The 17,944-nt window shown below is 61.2% G+C and carries 15 protein-coding genes; 3 read left to right on the top strand and 12 right to left on the bottom strand.

Annotated elements, in window-relative coordinates; all coding sequences use genetic code 11:
- Positions 1-30: 30 nt before the first annotated feature.
- From J7548_RS15590 to J7548_RS15575, 4 genes are all read right to left on the bottom strand, one after another.
- Positions 31-378 carry a hypothetical protein gene (locus J7548_RS15590; RefSeq protein ID WP_290975953.1) on the bottom strand — a complete coding sequence of 116 codons (348 nt, stop codon included), beginning with the start codon at positions 376-378 and terminating at the stop codon, positions 31-33.
- Positions 359-859 carry an OmpA family protein gene (locus J7548_RS15585; protein WP_290975950.1) on the bottom strand — a complete coding sequence of 167 codons (501 nt, stop codon included), beginning with the start codon at positions 857-859 and terminating at the stop codon, positions 359-361. Before J7548_RS15585 ends, J7548_RS15590 begins: the two co-directional genes overlap by 20 nt.
- Before the next feature lie 53 nt (positions 860-912).
- Positions 913-1,725, bottom strand: a complete 813-nt coding sequence (locus J7548_RS15580; RefSeq protein ID WP_290975947.1) for a hypothetical protein — start codon at positions 1,723-1,725, stop codon at positions 913-915.
- An 82-nt stretch (positions 1,726-1,807) separates the two neighbouring features.
- Entirely contained in the window at positions 1,808-2,203 is a 396-nt protein-coding gene (locus J7548_RS15575) for a hypothetical protein (RefSeq protein WP_290975945.1), read from the bottom strand.
- Between the two features lie 249 nt (positions 2,204-2,452).
- On the opposite strand from J7548_RS15575, the gene J7548_RS15570 reads away from it, so the two are divergent.
- The 3 genes from J7548_RS15570 to J7548_RS15560 all read left to right on the top strand — a co-directional run bounded on the left by J7548_RS15570 (position 2,453) and on the right by J7548_RS15560 (position 6,811).
- Entirely contained in the window at positions 2,453-2,704 is a 252-nt protein-coding gene (locus tag J7548_RS15570) for a hypothetical protein (protein WP_290975942.1), read from the top strand.
- Positions 2,705-2,869: 165 nt separating this feature from the next.
- Positions 2,870-4,702, top strand: coding sequence for an ankyrin repeat domain-containing protein (locus J7548_RS15565; protein ID WP_290975939.1), 1,833 nt, complete (start codon positions 2,870-2,872; stop codon positions 4,700-4,702).
- Between the two features lie 42 nt (positions 4,703-4,744).
- Positions 4,745-6,811, top strand: a complete 2,067-nt coding sequence (locus J7548_RS15560; RefSeq protein ID WP_290975936.1) for a hypothetical protein — start codon at positions 4,745-4,747, stop codon at positions 6,809-6,811.
- Positions 6,812-7,231: 420 nt separating this feature from the next.
- Here J7548_RS15560 and J7548_RS15555 read toward each other — a convergent pair whose 3' ends face one another.
- From J7548_RS15555 to J7548_RS15520, 8 genes are all read right to left on the bottom strand, one after another.
- Positions 7,232-10,066 carry a VIT domain-containing protein gene (locus tag J7548_RS15555; RefSeq protein ID WP_290975933.1) on the bottom strand — a complete coding sequence of 945 codons (2,835 nt, stop codon included), beginning with the start codon at positions 10,064-10,066 and terminating at the stop codon, positions 7,232-7,234.
- Between the two features lie 313 nt (positions 10,067-10,379).
- Complete coding sequence (locus tag J7548_RS15550; protein WP_290975930.1) at positions 10,380-11,102, bottom strand: amino acid ABC transporter ATP-binding protein; 723 nt, start codon at positions 11,100-11,102, stop codon at positions 10,380-10,382.
- The gene (locus tag J7548_RS15545; RefSeq protein WP_290975927.1) at positions 11,099-11,851 is read right to left on the bottom strand and encodes an amino acid ABC transporter permease; all 753 of its coding nucleotides are present in this window, start codon (positions 11,849-11,851) and stop codon (positions 11,099-11,101) included. The genes J7548_RS15550 and J7548_RS15545 overlap by 4 nt, the downstream gene beginning before the upstream one ends.
- An 83-nt stretch (positions 11,852-11,934) precedes the next feature.
- The gene (locus tag J7548_RS15540; protein ID WP_290975924.1) at positions 11,935-12,708 is read right to left on the bottom strand and encodes a basic amino acid ABC transporter substrate-binding protein; all 774 of its coding nucleotides are present in this window, start codon (positions 12,706-12,708) and stop codon (positions 11,935-11,937) included.
- A 448-nt stretch (positions 12,709-13,156) separates the two neighbouring features.
- Positions 13,157-14,161 carry a transketolase C-terminal domain-containing protein gene (locus tag J7548_RS15535; protein WP_290975921.1) on the bottom strand — a complete coding sequence of 335 codons (1,005 nt, stop codon included), beginning with the start codon at positions 14,159-14,161 and terminating at the stop codon, positions 13,157-13,159.
- Positions 14,158-15,003, bottom strand: a complete 846-nt coding sequence (locus tag J7548_RS15530; protein WP_290975918.1) for a transketolase — start codon at positions 15,001-15,003, stop codon at positions 14,158-14,160. The genes J7548_RS15535 and J7548_RS15530 overlap by 4 nt, the downstream gene beginning before the upstream one ends.
- Positions 15,004-15,035: 32 nt before the next feature.
- Entirely contained in the window at positions 15,036-16,892 is a 1,857-nt protein-coding gene (locus tag J7548_RS15525; protein ID WP_290975915.1) for a TRAP transporter large permease subunit, read from the bottom strand.
- The gene (locus J7548_RS15520; RefSeq protein WP_290975912.1) at positions 16,889-17,926 is read right to left on the bottom strand and encodes a TRAP transporter substrate-binding protein; all 1,038 of its coding nucleotides are present in this window, start codon (positions 17,924-17,926) and stop codon (positions 16,889-16,891) included. Before J7548_RS15520 ends, J7548_RS15525 begins: the two co-directional genes overlap by 4 nt.
- Positions 17,927-17,944: the final 18 nt, after the last annotated feature.

Genomic DNA, 17,944 nt, shown 5'->3' with positions numbered 1-17,944 from the left:
AACCCGGCTTTCCGCCTTAAGGGGCATCCATCACTGCGCAGCCCCCGTTCTGCTCCGGTCTTTCAACATGCGTTCGCGCGCAGCCCGGTCTTCTTCCTGCATCCGCCTCTTCTTTTCCCGCTCGTACGCTGCATCGTGTTCCGTTATCTTCTGGTAGCAGCGTTCCTGTACGGCCTGCGCCTGCTGGGCACAGGATTCCTGCGCATGGTCTTTCTGGCCCTGGCAATACACTTCGGTAGCCGCGGCGATTTTCCGGCATTCTTCCTGGGCCGCCGCCACCAGGGAAGCGCCGGCGTCGGCAGCCAGGCCTGATAATGCGGTTGCCAAGGCGGCGCACAATGCTTTGCGCCTTCTGGATTCAATAAAAGAAATCAACACGCCGGTTCTCCGCCCTGGATGTCTCATCGTCGCCCGTCGCGCGCGGTCGCTCCGCCCCGAAGGAAACCGTTTCTATATGCCTCTTGTCGACTCCCAGGAGAATCAACTGGTTCGCCACCGTGTCGGCCCGCTTTTGCCCCAGGCCCAGGTTGTACTCAGGGCCGCCCTGGTCATCCGTGTTGCCGATCAACTGGACGTAACGGTCAGGGTGGGCCGTCAGGAAAGCCGCATGCACCTTGACCACCGACTGGTACTTTTCACTGATGGCATATTGGTCGAAGTCGAAGTACACGCTATTGGCCGACAACGCCGGCTCGTGCTCCGGCACCGCTTCCTCCCGCTTCGGCTCGGGGCGGGCACAGCAAACCCGTACGCCGATCGGCGACTTCCCGTTGGGATCGCCATTGGCCTGGTCGAGCGAGGTCGAGGAGCAGGCGCATACCGACAAGGCGGCGGCAAGAATCGCCGTATGACGCAACATGATGAATCCTTCTCTTTGGCTATAAGTGTAATTGGCTCCGGATGTTTTCCCGTTTAGCACGCCGGCGCCGGACGCACCTCGATATTGAATGCAACCGACCGGACCACCTTCGGCGCTTCGCCCGAACCGGACACCGGAGCTGCGACAAATTCGAAGACCAGCGGCTGCGCGATGGAGGCGCTGCCCAGTACAAACAGCTCGGACTTGTCGGCCATGCTTTCGCGGCTGCGCACCACCGGCTGTGTCCCTGTGCCGGCGGCAATGCGCCAGGCCCCCGCCATCCCCTCGGGCAAGGCGGGCGCCGCCAGCGTGACCCGGATATCCTGCGCGGTCGTCACATGCTGGGGACGGGCGCTGTCGGCCTCGGTGAGGGATAAGGGTTCCACATGCGGGACGACCCAACGCTCGCGGGGACGCACGTCGAAATAGAGCATCTTCAGGCGGCGGCCGGCGGCGATTGAGCGTCCCTTGGCGGACTTTCCCGGCGGCGTCAGGTATTCGATGACGACTATGGCGGCGCCTTTCCCGAGTCCTTCAAAAACAAGACCGGTACGCATAATGCCGTCTTCGTCGCTGCGCGCCGGCGTCTGCTCCAGCCGGAACACCGCCGCCACATCGGGGCTGGCAATGGAAGCCTTCCAGCTCTCTCCCGCCTTCGCAAGCGGCAGGCGGTATTCGATACGCTGTCCCACCTGGATCGGATGCGGGGCATCGTCGATCTCAAACAATGCCTCGGCCTGGTTGATGGAAAGGATGGTATTAGGCTCTGCCGGGTCCCGCTCGAGACTAATGCAGGCAGCGACATGCGAAGGCAATGACAATGCCAGGACTACGGCGGCGGCAAGCCGGCTGGAATGAAAAATCATGGGTCGCCCGGTTTGTTGTTGTGAGTTTTTCCGTACTGCGTTGAGCCGCCCCCGAAGCTGCGGCTGTTCGCAAGAGTATTCGTTACGCCGGCCGGCGACAAGCGGATTTTCGGGCGATCCGGCGAATATGTATGTCGACGACAACCTGTTCCTGCATGCAGGCGCCATGTTTCACATAGGTATGTGCGATCGGCATGCTGCGCCGGGCTTCCTGCTTTCCCGAAGCCAGGAAAACCAGATAGTCGTCCAAAACGTCAACATTCTTCATCCCGCTCTCCATCCTGATTTCAAGACTGCAACGATACGGCGCGATCACGCTCCTGGCCAACACCGGCGCCGGCCGGCCATGATGGCTGATGGTCGCCTCAGCCTCCGGCAGGCAATGCGCCAGCCGGCGCCAGAGGATAGGACACAGCACCGACAACCATCTTTTGTGGCGCCCCCAGAGAAGGCCGCGGACGAATAGGGATACGAGCATGATCGGCTGCCTGAAACGGAATACAACACCTCTAACGTTTGCCTTGGCCGAAAGGGTTGAATCGAGACAAAATACCGATACGCCAGCGCCATATAAAAAGCGAACCAAACAAAATTCCGGCGGGCAACACCATGGATTTTCCGCAGGAACGCGTCAACCGATCCCTGCCCCGGCCGTTTCCCCAAAATGCGCCAGGGCCATTGGCTCCACGCGCGATCTGGATGGAAACGGATTGAGGGCCGATACGCCATGCCAACAAAACAGAATGCGCTCACGACACACCCGCCCGTCCCCGGCACAGGCAAGCATCGCCATGGCCGTGCGTTCCGGCGGATCCGTTATGGCAATGCCCGACGTGCGGCGCAATTCTTCGGCGAGGAGGGGGAGGTCGGATCGCGCCCGGCGCGTTCGCGCAGCAATTTGCCGGATGCCTGGGAGGATATGCAGTTGCCGCGCCAGCGCAACTGGAAGAATTACCGGCGCAAGCAATGGCGCCGGTAATGCGCGATTGCGCAGATATCTGATGCCAACCTGCTACGGTAGAAACCAATCCGGCCCATGGAGTGAATGCCTGGCTGGCCCCTGTCCGGGAAATTGCATTTCCTGAGACGAGATATTTCGTCGCAGCAACGACGTCATCAAAAACCAACAATAAGTGAGCGCCGAATGAAACTGGTTCCCATCAAACGTTTGCTGGCAATCGTCAGCTTGTCCCTGTTGCTGCCCACGGCTGCTGCGTTTGCCGGCCCGTCCCAGGAAGAAAGCAATAAGGCTTTGCTCAGTGCGGTCGATAAAGGCGACATCCCGGCAGTTAAAGAACTGCTGGCAAACGGCGCCAGCGTTCATGCCAAGGACCAGAACGGCATACCGCTGATCATTTACGGCGTTGCCAAAGGCAATGTGGAGCTTGTCAAAATCTTGCTCAATGCCGGCGCCAAGGCTGATGTGTCGATCAGATCCGACTCTGCTGAATTCAATGGCGGTCAGGCGATCCATATTGTTGAAAACGTCGACATTGCCAAACTGCTGCTGGCAAGCGGCGCCAAGGTCGATGCCAGGATGGAGGACGGCACCCAGCCCATCCACCGCGCTGCCTGGAACGGCAACCCGGAAATGGTGAAGCTCCTGCTCAATGCAGGCGCAAAGCCTGACGCAAAAAATGCGGCGGGCGTTACCCCGCTTGAATTAGCCGTTGAATCCGACAACGCCGGTGCGGTCAAGGCGCTATTGGATGCCGGCGCCCGCGCTGACACGATCGTCATGCGAAAGGAGAGCCGCCAGGCCGGCTTCCCCATTCTCTGCCTCGCGGCAGATCGAGGGAAGATCGACATCGTCCGTCAATTGCTTGCCGCCGGGGCCAAGCCCAATGTCAAAGGCAAATACAACCAATCTCCTCTTCATTTTGCAGCGGAACATGGCGAGAGCGACATAGTCAAGGCCTTGCTCGCGGCCGGTGCCGACGTCAACACCCCGGGGCTGGATGGATTGACCTTGCCGATCCACTCCGTGCTGAAATATTCCTCCTACAAGATCAACCCGGTAGAAACGCTCAAGCTCTTGATTGCCGCCGGGGCCAAAGTCGATGCGATATCCGATTCCGGCCTGCAACCGATCCGCCTTGCCGCTATCAGCGGATCGCTGCCGATGGTGCAAATGCTGATTTCCTCAGGCGCCAAGGTCAATGTGACGGGAGAATGGAGTGGGCAAACACCACTGCACGATGCGGCCTTGAAGGACAACAGAAAATTGATAGAAACATTGATTGGCGCAGGTGCCAAGGTGGACGCCGTCGATAAAGAAAAGGGATGGCAGCCATTACATTTCGCAGCGCAAAAAGGTAACGCCGAAACGATCCAAGCGCTGCTGGCGGCAGGCGCAAAAGCCGACGCGAAAGATCAATCCGGTCGGCAGCCTCTGCATATCGCGGCGGCAGAAAAAAGCATGGCTGCAAGTAAATTCCGCGAGGTGGTACGGCTGTTGACCGCGGCAGGCGCCAAAACGGATGCCGTCGACAACGAAGGCATGACGGCCGTGCAAATCGCCACCAAGGCTGGCGCCACCCAATCGGTCGCAATCCTGCTCAACACGAACGAAAAAGGCAAGCCGGCGGACGGTGATGCCAACCAGTTGATCCGCACCGCCGTCACGAGCGGCCAGGAAGATACCGTAAAGATGCTGCTTGGCAATGGCGCCAAAGTGGATCAGGCCGATGACGACGGCAACCAGTTGATCCATTACGCAGCCTTGCAGGGCAATCCGAAAATTGTGTCGGCATTGCTGGCCGCCGGCGCCAAAGTCGATGCTACCGATGCGCTGTTTGGACGCCAGCCACTGCACTTCGCCGCCCAGAAAGGCAACCTTGAGGCCATCAAGATACTGTTGGCCGCGGGCGCCAAGGCATCCGTCAAAGATCGCGGCGGCCTCACCCCGGCCATCCTGGCAGAACGAGGAAAGCATAGCGATGCCGCCGCCCTGCTGGCGCAGCAAGCCGCCAAATAACGCGCATCCATACACCGATTCCGATACAGCCTGATAATTCCCATGAGCACCTGCCGCCCGCATCGCTTTCGCCCAGTCCTCGCCCTCTTCTGCGCGCTGTTCGTCTTGGCCCATGCGCCTGTCGCCACGGCCGCCGCACCGGCAAGCCCTGATGCGCGCGCCCAATACCAGAGGGCTGTCGACTTTCTGGCCGGCGGATCGCAGCTCGCCGCGCTCGACTTGCTGGAAAAGGCAGCGATGCAAGGCGAATACCGTGCTCGCCTGTTGCTTACAAATCGTTATGCGGCGCATGCCTGGAAATTGGATCGGAACGAATTCGCCCAGCACCTGGAGCAACTGCGCAAAGCCGCCGATGGCGGTGATGCGGCATCGGCCACCATGCTGGGACTGGCTTTGCAATACGGCGCCGGCGAAGCGGGAGCGGATAAAATCCAGGCGCGAAACTGGTATGAAAAAGCTGCTGCAGCCGGCAACACCGCTGCCATGGTTTTTCTTGGCCAGCTCTTCGAATCCGACGGCGCACCGGAAATCGGAAAAGACACCGCCAAGGCCATGGGCTGGTATCGAAAAGCGGTAGCCGCCAACGATGCGCAGGCGATGTACAAGCTGGCCGGCCTCTATGCCATGGACAGCGACGAACTCAAGAAAAATACGGCTGCCGAATTGCAACGCAACGCAGCCGACCTGGGATTTGTGCCCGCCATCCTGAAAATGGCCCAATGCAAGGACGCCGAATGCCAGGACTATGCGCAACGCGCCTTGCGTGAAGGCTCGCCAGACGGCGTTGCCTATCAATTGTTTTATGGCCCTCGCCCCGCCACTGAATACGCCGCAGTGAAACAGATTTGCCAGCAGGAAGAACTGTACTTTCAGCAGCAAAAGGAAATATTCCAGTATGCCGCCAGCGAACCGGGCCGCGCCAATACCGAATCGCTGCTTGGAAAATGCGTGCTCGATTTCGGTTATCTTCCCGCCATCCGCACCCGGCCATGGATGCTGACGGCAAAAGACAGCCGTTACGATCTGGAAAAAATGTTCAAGCTGGAGGATTTCGATGAGCGCGCCTATCCGTTCACTCACAAGATGCGGGCGGAAAAGAGCTATGAAATCGTACGCGCCCTGGAACAGGTGCCGGAGATGTCGGCATTCGAATACCGCTGTGGCGAGCAGTTATTTGATTTCCCCGATAGCTACGACGATCTGCAAAATCCCTCGGGGGCGCGAAACAACTGGTCCAAGGCATTTTCGATTGCATCCAACTTCAATAACTGCGTGCGCAATTTTTCGTCCAGCGCGGAACAGCGACCGATTGAAAAGCTGGTACCGGTCTATTCCCTGCTGACCAATCCGGAAAAATTGCGCGCCATCGACAACTACAAGAAAGGCGTCGACGCCATCAAGGACGCCATTGCGCGAGGCCGTACCATCATCGACCGTGAAATGAGCCGTGTCGAACAATCGCAGGGAAGAATGCAGGCGGCAGCAGAGGCATCGCGCCGCGCGGCCGTCGAAAACAGGAAATGGATGCAGGACATTGCGCAATCGCTCAACGATATCGCTGAGCGATTGCGGCCGCCGCCACCGCCGCAACCTGTCATCATCGTATCGGATGATGCCGATCGCAGCGACCGCGGCAGGAACAACGCTTCCGGCAGCTCTGGCGGCATCGATAGCGCCAGGCCGTCGCGCACCGAATCAGTTTCCCGGCTTGTATTGCCGGGCGCAGATAAGGCCGGCACAAGCGCCCAACCAAGAAAGACCTGCTATTACTACGCCAAAGTCAGCGGATTTTACCGCCGGAAAATCTATCAGGTCGCCGACACGGTAATCTTGCTGGATGTCATTTCGGCCCCTCAGGGAACGTTCGACCTGGCATTGGAGAATGCGGCCCGTGATTTCGTCAAGGCCCATCATCGGGAACTGGGGATTGACCCAGCCATCTCCAACAGCAATATCGGCATGACTGAGAAGTGCAATGAAGCCGACACGCACAAGGAACGGCAAATGGAACTCCACCGATTGGAAGACCGACTCAAATACAAACTTGATTCGGAATGGATGGACTATTTGATGATCTTGCATGGCGACTGGTTTCCCAAGAAAAACTAGGGGGATGCCGGCAAAACTCTTTGCTTAATTGCAGCCGAAACAGACTCCATGCGCGTCGCTTAACCCCAGCCTCTTCTTATTAAAAAAGCCTGCGAGAAAAATCGCAGGCTTTCTTTTATGCAATTACGCCCCCCTTGTCGCGTTCATTGACGTCTTGCTTTGGAAGACCGTCGGTTGCTGCCAACAATCCATTTTTTCATCTCCAGCCGCTTTCCCAGCCTCTTTCGCGTTTACTTCCGCAGTGATTTGTTTTATCGCTTCTGCACGCCCCTCCTGCCTGGAGGACGGCCGGCATCTTGCCTTCTTTCGAATCAGGGCAGGCGTAGGCACCTGAATCGCCCAACGCAAGAATACGCCCCACACCGATGGGGGCAAGACATATGTTCATGCTCCTTCGGAAACTCAGGGAGTACACCGGGTTCATTTCGGCTTCACTTCAAACTCGCCGACGAAGACCGACTGGCCGCGCCCTTTCAAGCGCAAGGTCAGCATCTTCTCTTTGACTGCCGGCGTGCCGAATCCGCTGGAAAGCGTCACCTGCAAGGTGGTGGCGCCGGCGACCACCTGCTGGCTGCTGCCGAAGAAATTGACCTCGATCTTGTACTTGCCGGGCTTGGCTTCGCGCAAGGAAAATTCTTCCGGACCGTAGCCGCCGGTGAAGTCGAGCGACATGCGTCCACCCTGGTACGTGAAACGATGCCCGTAATAGCATTTCTCGCCGTTGGGGTCGGTGACCCACAAGTCCATATCGCTGTTGTCCGCATCCCAGGTCAGGACGGCGCGGATGTCGAGCGGCAGGTTTTTCAGCAGGCGCGGATCGATGCGGCTGGTGTCCAGCGGCGTCGTCGAGGTGGCGATGATGGCATTCATCTCCGCCAGCGCGATCAGTTCAATTTCGGCGAAACGGTTGTCCCAGGGACGCACGATCACTTCGTTCAGTTGGTCGATCGCCTGCTGGGGGTGGCCGGCCGCAGCCTGCGCCAACCCCAGGTCGCGGAAGGATTGCGGCTCCTCCTCAGCCAGGTATTGCACCTTTTCAAATACCGGCACGGCCAGTTCCGGCGCCCCCGCCTGCAGCAGGCGGTAGCCCAGGATGCGCAGCACGTGGCGGTTCTCCAGGTCCATTTCCGCCAGGTTCGACAGCACGCGCAGCGCCAGTTCGCGCAGTCCCTTGTCGAACAGCATGTCGGCGGCATCCAGGTAGAAGGCGCTGCTGTTGGCATAGGAAGGTTTTTCGTCCAGATAGACCTGGTAAATGGTGTCGGCGGAAGCCGCTTGCATGCGCGCGATATACGGCGCATCGGAAGTCCACTTTTTCAGGCTGATGCCGATCTCCGGGGCGGCGCCGGCCTGCGGGAGTGCCGGCGCGCCGCCCATCAAGGCCGAGACAGGCGCGGGGGCAGGCGCCATGGCCATGGGCGCCGCTGCGGCCACCGGCGCCGGGGCATAGGCCCTGGTGTCAGGCCTGGGCTCCGGCTTGGGGGCTGGGGGAGCGTCCTTGGGGTAGGTCTTTTCCCACCAGGCCACCTTCTGGTTGAAGTCGCTGACGATGCGCTCCAGGTGCTTCTGGCGCTTTTCCTGCAGTTGCACCCGGCGCATGAGCTTCATTTGCACATACTCCGCCAGATAGTCCTCCGGCGGCGTGACGTCATAACGCACATAGTCATCCAGGCGGTCCAGCACAATCAGTGAGGTCTCGCGCGTGGGAATGGCAAACTGCGCGCCCAGGCGGCGGATTGCGCCGCGGTTGGCCTCGTAATCGGACTCCAGCGCTCGCAGCTGGTATCCGGCCCACAGGGCGGGCACCAATTCATGTTTCTGATCGCTGGCGGAAACGGCGACTGCCATCTCGCGCGGCTTGCCTTGCTCGACCACGGTAATCATCAGTTTCGCTGCCGGCGCGAGCAGCTTTCCCGCCACGCGCACCAGGCCCTGCCGCGCCCCGCCGGCATCGCTCAGGATCGCAGTCGCGCCCTCGGCGCGAACGCTGCGCACATAGGAAGCATCGGTCAGCAATGCTTCCGCGGCCGTGCCCGGCTTGCCCGGAGAGACCTGCACCAGGCGTCCGCCGCTGCGTTCGGCCAGGGCCGCCAGACGGCCGGTATCGGCAACCAGCGAAGAATTGAGCGCGTACAGGCGCTGCCCGGCGGCCAATGCCGGGAAGCGGTCGCTTCCGTAATTGAGCAAGCCGTCGCTGACCAGCAGGTATTCGTTGACATCGGCTTGCGGCAGCCAGTCGGCCAGGGCGCTGGCGCCGTCGTAGACGGTGGCTTGCAGCGCGGTGCGCAGCTCATCCCAGTTACCGCCGGCGATCCTGAAGCTTCCGGCGGCTTCGCTGCGGTCGCGCAGGCGGGTCAGACGCACTTCGGCATTGCCAAGCGCCTTGAAATAACGGTCCAATTCAGCCAGCTCGGCCTCATGCGGCCGGCCGACGCCGGAACCCGAACTATCCCACAACAGGCCGACCACTCGAGGCAAGGGGCGGGCGCTGCGCGTGGCGGCAACCGGAATCTCGGCGACGAAATAGGTATCGTCGTCATGCTCCCCGATATACGTCAGCGTATGTTGCGCCGTCGGGATCAGGATATCGAGGACGCCACTCGGCGCAAAACGGCTTTTCGCCACATGGGTGAAATAGCCGCGCGCGTCCCGGTTGAAACGGACGGCGCCGAATGCCCCGCTGGCTTTCGGCGCATCGCCGCTGCCCCGGATATTGACGGACAGGTCGAAATCCTGGAGCCGCTCGCCATAGGCCAGCGGCAGGCGGTACTGCCAGGATTTTCCCTTGCGCCCCATGGCTTCGGTGTATTTCAGCTCAATGGTGCGCGTTCCCATGGCGGGGATCGGATAGACGCGCAGCTTGAAATTATTGCCTTGCGTCTGCTCCAAGAGGCCCGGATCGACCTTGCGGCGTTCGACCGCTTCGAAAATCTGGCGGCCCTTGGCTTTTTCCACCGGCACTGCGGGACGCAGCTTGCCATCGATATCGAGCGCAAAGGCGGTGACCTGCTGGCCGGCCAGCAAAGGGAATTGCAACTGCCCTTCCAGCATCCGTCCATTGGGATTGAAAAACACCATCCGGACCGTGGTTTCAGCCATGCCGCCGGCTATTTCGCCATGGATACGCAGGCTTTGCAGCCAAACCGGCGCTTCGGCATTGATGCTTTCCATCAGGCGCGGCGGCGCCGGGGTGATGGCGCGGGCGGCCGCCATCGTGAAGGCGAACAGCAGCAATACGGACCAGCGAGTCAACATGCGATTCTCCCAAGGCAAATCTTCCGGCTCGCCAGATTGAACGCGCGTGTCTGGCCGAAAGGGTTAGCCGCCCCCCTTGGGTGCGACTAAAGCACGGAATTGCCGGGCAACAGGCTAACGCTGTTTCCTTGAAAATGCCTCCCCCAAACGGAGGATGGACCGGAGCTTGCCTGTCTCTTCGAATGCGATCAACAGGATCGGATTAAGCCATTCGTCGGGCGCCTGGGCGATTGAGTGGACGCCGCAAGAGCGGCCCGAACAAAAAGCAATGGCCCCATCGGGGCCATTGCTTTTTATGTTTCGGCGCGGCGTCTCACAGCACCTTGCCGAGGAAATCCCGGGTCCGCTCATTGACCGGCGCACCCAGCACCTGCTGCGGCGGGCCTTCTTCCATGATCACGCCCTGGTCGATGAAGAACACGCGGTTCGACACTTCCCGCGCGAAGCCCATTTCGTGCGTGACCACCACCATGGTCATGCCCTCTTCGGCCAGCGCCTTCATCACCGTCAGCACTTCGCCCACCAGTTCGGGGTCGAGCGCGGAAGTCGGTTCGTCGAACAGCATGACCTTGGGTTCCATCGCCAGTGCGCGGGCGATCGCCACGCGCTGCTGCTGGCCCCCGGAGAGCTGGTTCGGGAAGGCGTCGATCTTGTCCAGCAGGCCCACCTTCTGCAGCAGCTTTTCCGCCACCAACACCGCTTCCCGGCGCGGCATCTTCTTGACCTGCATCGGCGCCATGATCAGGTTTTCCAGCACCGTCATGTGCGGGAACAGGTTGAAGCGCTGGAACACCATGCCCATGCCGGCGCGCAGCTGGTTCAGGTTGGTCTTGGGATCGTTGAGCTTGGTGCCGTCGATGAAGATCTCGCCGTCGCTCGCCTCTTCCAGCCCGTTCAGGCAGCGCAGGAAGGTGCTCTTGCCCGAACCTGAAGGCCCGATCACGCATACCACTTCCCTGGCCTTGATCTCGCAATCGATGCCGCGCAGCACATGCGACTGGCCGTAGCTCTTTTGCAGTTGCTTGACTTTGATCATCGTGCGTCTCCTTTGCCGTAGCGCGCTTCAAGATGGCGGACCAGTGCCGACAGCAGCAAGGTAATGCACCAATAGATCACGGAAATGGTCAGGTACGGTTCCCAGTAGCGGGCATACGCGCCGGAGACGGTGCGCGCCGCGTAGGCCAGTTCGGCCAGGCCAATGGCCGAGGCCAGCGAGGAATCCTTGACGATGGCGATGGCGTTGTTGCCCAGCGGCGGCAGCATGCGGCGGAACGCCTGCGGCAGCACCACCTTGCGCAACGTCTGCATATACGTCATGCCGAGCGAGCGCGAGGCTTCGCTCTGGCCGCGGTCGATCGACTGGATGCCGGCGCGGAAGATCTCGGAGACGTAAGCGCCCGAGTTCAGCGTAATGGCCAGCACCGCCGATGCGAACGCGCCATATTGGGAACGGATCTCGCGCGCAATGTCGCCGGAGAGGATCAGGCCGCCGCTAGGGTTGATCAGCATCGGCATGAGCGCGAAGTGGATCAGCAGGATCTGGACGAACAGCGGTGTGCCGCGCAGGAAGCTGACGTAAAACCGTATCGGCCATTGCACGGCATAGCACAGGAAATATTTCCAGAAGCCGTGGCGCGCTTCCGCCAGGCGGCCGACGCCCAGCAGCAGGCCCCAACAAGTGCCGGCGATCACGCAGATGATCGCGGCCTTGAGAGTCATCCAGGTGCCTTCTACGAACAGAGGCAGGTATTCCCCGATGATTTCCCATTGAAAGAAGGAATTCATGAATGTGATCCAGATAAAAATCTGCCCATCATCCGCGATGATGGGCACAGGTACGGCAAAAACTCTTTACTGCGGCCAGCCGCTTATTTCCACGGCAGGGTCGGTACGTCGCGGTCGAACCATTCCTTGTAGATCTTGGCGTAGGTGCCGTCGGCGACGATCTTCTTCAGGCCGGCATTGATCTTGTCCTGCAGTTCCTTGTTGCCCTTCTTGACGGCAATACCGAAGTACTGGCGGACGAATTTGGCATCGCTGACCAGCTTGAACTGCTTCTCGGGGTGGTTCTTGATGTAGAACTTGATCACGCCGACATCGCCGACGGCGGCGTCGACACCGCCGCGATACAGTTCTTCCAGCATCAGCACGGTATTGTCGAAACGGTGGATGGCGGTGCTGGCCTTGCCGACTTCTTCCGATACCACGATGTCGCCCGCGGTCGAATTGACCACGCCGATCTGCAGCTTCTTCAGGTCGGCCAGCGCGGCGACCTTGGCGCCGGCGCTGGTGATGATGACTTGTTCCGCGGGGAAATACGGCAGGGAGAAATCAACCATTTGCGCGCGCTTGTCGGTAATGGTGATGCCGGAGATGATGATGTCGCGGTCGCCCTGGCCCAGGGTGGCGAAAATGCCTTCCCAGGGAGTGCTGACCACCTGGATCTTGAAGTTGGATGCCTGGGCGATGGCCTTGATCAGGTCGATGTCGAAACCGACCAGTTCCTTCTTCGGCGTTTCGAACTCGAACGGGCGGTAAGTGCCGCCGGCGCCCACCACGTAAGTCGGCTCGGCGGCCTGGGCGGCGGCGAACGACATTGCCAGGGCGCTGCCGGCGATCATCAAAAATTTCTTAAGCGACATTGTGTTTCTCCCTTGGTGAGGCGTAATTGAATTCCTGCCGCCGGCCTGGCGCAACTGCCGGGACGAAATCCGGATAAAAACAATTCCCAAGTGACGGGAATGGCATGTCCGGCAAACCTGCGAAACCCGACATAATCCAGCATAAGCCCCAATCATTCAACTACAAACAAGCTTTCGATCACAAATTGTCGCTTTATCGAATCAGCGCCGATTTTTCAGGCAGTTGCCCTGGCTGACCGGCAGTCCGATCGCAGGTGCCGCTGGTCGGCTTGAATCCCGTTGCCACAGGAATACGAGACGGACTGTATCGATCCTCGCCCTCGATCCGCCACCAAATTCCCGGAAGGCGAGACTATCTACCGATGGTCTCAGGCGTGCCGAAAAAGCGACGGGCGGCCAGGTTTCCCCAGCCGCCCGTCGCCGCATTCCGGCCGGTCTTGCAAAAAACTTATTTCAGCCAATCCTTGATGCGTTTGCACAGCGCTTCGCAACTGATTCCGTAACGGTCATGCAGCGTCGGCAAGGCGCCGGCATCGAGGAAGGCGTCCGGCAAGCCCGCCATTTCAAAGCCGGCCGGATGCACGCGATGGCGCATCAACGTGGCGGCGACAATCTCGCCGAGGCCGCCGATCACCGAATGGTTCTCGGCGACCACCACCAAGCGGTTCTTCCTTTTGACTTGCTCCAGGACGGTAGCTTCGTCGAACGGCTTGATGGTCGGGCAATGCAGCACGCCGACGCTGACGTTGTCGGCCTCCAGCGCCTTGGCCACTTCCAATGCGCGCATGGTCATGAAGCCGCTGGAGATGATCAGCACATCGTTGCCGTCGCGCAGTTCCCTGGCCTTGCCCAATTCGAACTTGTAGTCGTACTCGTCCAGCACCAGCGGCACATTGCCGCGGGCCAGGCGCATGTAGACCGGCCCCTTGTGCGCGGCGATCTGCGGTACCGCCTGTTCCAGGTCCAGCGCGTCGCACGGGTCGACGATGGTCAGGCCGGGGATGGCGCGCATCATGGCCAGGTCTTCGGTGGCCTGGTGGCTGGGGCCGTAGCCGGTGGTCAGGCCGGGCAAGGCGCAGCAGATCTTGACGTTCAGGTTTTCCTCGGCGATCACCTGGTGGATGAAGTCGTAGGCGCGGCGGGTGGCGAACACCGCGTAGGTGGTGGCGAACGGCACCAGGCCTTCCTTGGCCATGCCGCCGGCGGCCGCCATCAGCAACTGCTCGGCCATGCCCATCTGGAAGAAACGCTCCGGATAGGCTTTCTGGAACAGGTGCAGGTCGGTGTATTTGGCCAGGTCGGCGGTCAGGCCGACGATCTCGGGACGGTCGGCGGCGTATTCGACCAGCGCCTTGCCGAACGGCGCCGCCTTGACGCGCTGCCCTTCGGCGGCGATCGAGGCGATCATCGCCGACGTGGTCAGGCGCGGCTTCTTTTCGGCTGCGGTGCTCATGCTTGGTTTCCTTCGGTAAAAGACTGGTCGAGGATCTGGATGGCCTGCTGCCATTCAGGCGGATCGACGCGGATGAAGTGGTTCTTCTCGCGCTGCTCCAGGAACGGGACGCCGCGGCCCATCAGGGTATCGAACAGGATCACGCGCGGCTTGGGCTCGGCCAGCCGGCGGGCCTGGTCGAACGCCTCGACCACCGCCGCCAGGTCGTTGCCGTCGACGCGCTGCACGTGCCAGCCGAACGCTTCCCACTTGTCGGCCAGCGGTTCGAAGCCCATGATCTTGCCGGAGGGGCCGTCGGCCTGCTGGTTATTGATATCGACCAGGCAGATCAGGTTGCCCAGCTGGTGGTGTGCCGCGCCCATGGCGGCTTCCCAGGTGGCGCCTTCGTCCAGCTCGCCGTCCGACATCGAGTTGTAGATGAAGGCCGGATTGTTCTGGTAGCGCAGGCCCAGCGCCATGCCGACACCGATGGCCAGGCCCTGGCCGAGCGAACCGCCCGAGATTTCCATGCCCGGCGTGTAGGTCGCCATGCCGGACATGGGCAGGATGCTGTCGTCGCTGCCATAGGATTCCAGTTCCGCCTCGGGGACGATGCCGGCCTCTATCAGCGCCGCATACAGCGCAATGGCGTAGTGCCCGTGCGAGAGCAGGAAGCGGTCGCGCCCAACCCATTCCGGTTCGTCCGGGCGCAGTTGCATGGTGTGCTTGTAGGCCACCGCCAGCACGTCGGCCCAGCCCAGCGCCTGGCCGATATAGCCCTGCCCCTGCACTTCGCCCATGCGCAGCGCGAAGCGGCGGATCCGATATGCGCTTGCGCGCAAATTTGTCAAATTTTCAGACATGAGAAGCCCTTAGTGGATGAATACGTATTGGTTCAGAGGAATCCGACAGAGAACCACGGCACGCAGGCAACAATCAGCAGCCCCACGACCAGCGCTCCCAGGTAGGGCCAGATACGCCTGACGGCGGCGTCTGGATGAACACGGCCAATCGTGCAAGCTGCGTAGTAGCCCAGGCCGAACGGCGGTGCGAACAAGCCGACCCCCATGGAAAGGATGATGACCATGGCGTAGTGCACCTCATGAACTCCGATGGCCTTGGCCACCGGGAACAGCAGCGGGGCGAACAGCACCATCGCCGGAATCCCTTCCAATACGCTGCCCAGCACGATGAATGCGGCGATCGACACCAGCAGGAAGCCGTACTTGCCGCCCGGGACGCTGGTCATCGCCTCGGCCAGCGAGTGCGAGAACCCCGATTGCGTCAGCGCCCACGACATCCCCGTAGCGGTACCGATGATGAACAAGATGGCGCCGGACAATGCCGCGGTATCAACGAGCATCGGATACAAGCGCGTCCAGTCGAATTTCCGATAGACCAGCAGGCCGGCCACAACGGCGTAGGTAATGCCAATGGTCGACACTTCGGTTGCAGTAGCGACGCCTTCCACCACGGCGGTGCGGATCAGGATTGGAAGCAGCAATGCCGGAAGAGCGATCACCAGCGTACGCAGCACCACCTTGCCCGGCGCGCGCTTGAAGCCTTCGGTGATCTCGGCGCTACGCCAACGAGCCAGCATTGCCAACAGCACGGCCAGAACGATGCCGGGCATGATGCCGCCAGTAAACAGCGCGGCAATCGACACACCGGCCACCGAGCCGATGGTGATGAGCACCAACGACGGGGGAATCGTCTCCGCCATGGCGCCCGAGGCCGCCAGCAGCGAAATGAGCTCGCCTTCATGGTTGCCGCGGCGCTTCATCTCCGGCAGCAGCACCGGCGCCACCGCCGCCATGTCGGCGGTCTTGGCGCCGGAGATGCCCGACACCAGCAGCATCGCACCCAGCAGCACATAGTTCAGGCCACCGCGCACGTGGCCCAGCAGCGAAGCCAGGAAATCCACCATTGCCTTGGCCATGCCGGTCATCTCGACCAGGTGGCCGAGCAGGATGAACAGCGGCACCGCCAGCAGGATCAGCGAACTCATGCCTTCGTCGAAGCGCCCCGCCACCACGGCCAGCGGGCTGCTGGTCACGGTCAGCATGAAGGCCACCGTCGCCAGCCCGAAGCAAAAGGCGATGGGAATGCCCATCAATACCGACACGCCCAGCACCAGCCCGAAGAAAACCACCAGGTTCCAGTTACCGATGCTTTGCAGCCAGCCGGCGCCCAGGTACATCGCCCCGGCCAGCACGGCGACAACCGCCACTACGCCGGCCAGGTCGGCCAGCCGCTGGCGCGAGATGCGCAGCAGGCCGATGGCGATCATCAGGACGGCGCCGACGGCCACCGCCGCCGCGCGTATGGTGTTGGGCCATCCCAGCGCGGGCGTCTGTACGAACATTTCATCTTCCGCGTATTCCCACATCGGGCCGATCAGGATCAGCAGCATCAGGCAAGGCGCGATGATGGCCAGGGTTTCGGCCCAGGCCCTGCCGCGTGCCCCCAAAAAGCCCACCAGCACCGTGGTGCGCATGTGGGTGCCGCGGCGCAGCGCCACCGCCGCCCCCAGGTTGGCCAGCCAGAGAAACAGGATCGACGCCAGCTCATCGGCCCAGGGGATCGGGCTGTCGAAGATGAAGCGCATCACCACCCCGGCCAGCAGCACCGCCACCTCGCCCACGACCAGCACGGCGGCGGGAATCTCGATGGCATGCCCCAGCCAGTTCTCCAGGCGCGCCGAGAGCGAATTCTCCCCGGCGGCCGGCTGCTCGAGCGACAGCGCGCTCATCCCAGGCTCCCCACGCTGTTCTGCAGCAGCTTCCAGGCGTCGTCACCGAACTTGGCGCGCAGGTCCTTGTAGAAGCTGCCCTTGGCCAGCGCTTCCTTGAAAGAATTCTTGTCCGCTTCGATAATTTGCACGCCCTTGCCCTTCAGGTCGTTACGCGCGAAGCCCGACAACGCTGCGATGTCGGCACGCTCGTCGGTGGCCGCCTTGTCCAGTTCGCGGCGTACGATTTCCTGGATATCCTTGGGCAGGCGCTCGAAGGCGCGGCGGTTGCCCAGGATCCAATAGGCGTCCCACACGTGGTTGGAAATGGTGCAGAACTTCTGCACTTCATACAGGCGCGCGGTGCTGATGATGGCCAGCGGGTTTTCCTGCCCTTCCACCAGCTTGGTCTGCAGCGAGGAATACACCTCGTTGAAGTTGATCGGCGTCGGGCTCGCGCCCAGCGCGGAAAACAGCGAGGTCAGCATGGGCGCCGCCGGCACGCGCAGCTTCAACCCTTTCAAGTCTGCGGCGGTCTTGACCGGCTTGGTCGATGTTGTGATTTGCCGGAAGCCGTTATCCCACGGCTTGGACATCGTCAACAAGCCAACCTTCTCGATTTGCGCGCGGACATAGGCCCCCAGAGGGCCGTCCATCGCCTTCCAGACCTCCTGGTAATCATGAAACGCGAAGCCGGTATTGACGATGCCGGCAGCCGGCACCAGGGTCGACAGCACAACGCTGGCCTGGTTGAAGAATTCCACGCCGCCGTTACGGATCTGCGACATCAGGTCGGTATCGGAGCCCAGCTGGTTGGCCGGGAACAGTTTGATTTCCAGGCGGCCGCCAGTGGCGTTGCGGATGCGGTCGATGGCTTCCTGCGCGCGCTTGTTGACCGGGTGCGACGGGTCCTGGCCGGTGGCGAACTTGTAGGTGAATTCGGCCGCATTGGCCGGCCGGGTCATGATGGAAAACAGCGGCAGGGCCGCGCCGGCCGCGCCCATCTTCAGCACCTGGCGGCGGGTGATGCCTTTCTTCGCATTTTCGTTTGTCATGTCTGGTCTCCTTTTTTT

Origin of the sequence: Herbaspirillum sp. (assembly GCF_017744395.1) — a bacterium.
GTDB lineage: Bacteria > Pseudomonadota > Gammaproteobacteria > Burkholderiales > Burkholderiaceae_D > Herbaspirillum.
The sequence above is the reverse complement of the archived record's forward strand: the minus strand, read 5'-3'. Positions and strand labels throughout refer to the sequence as shown.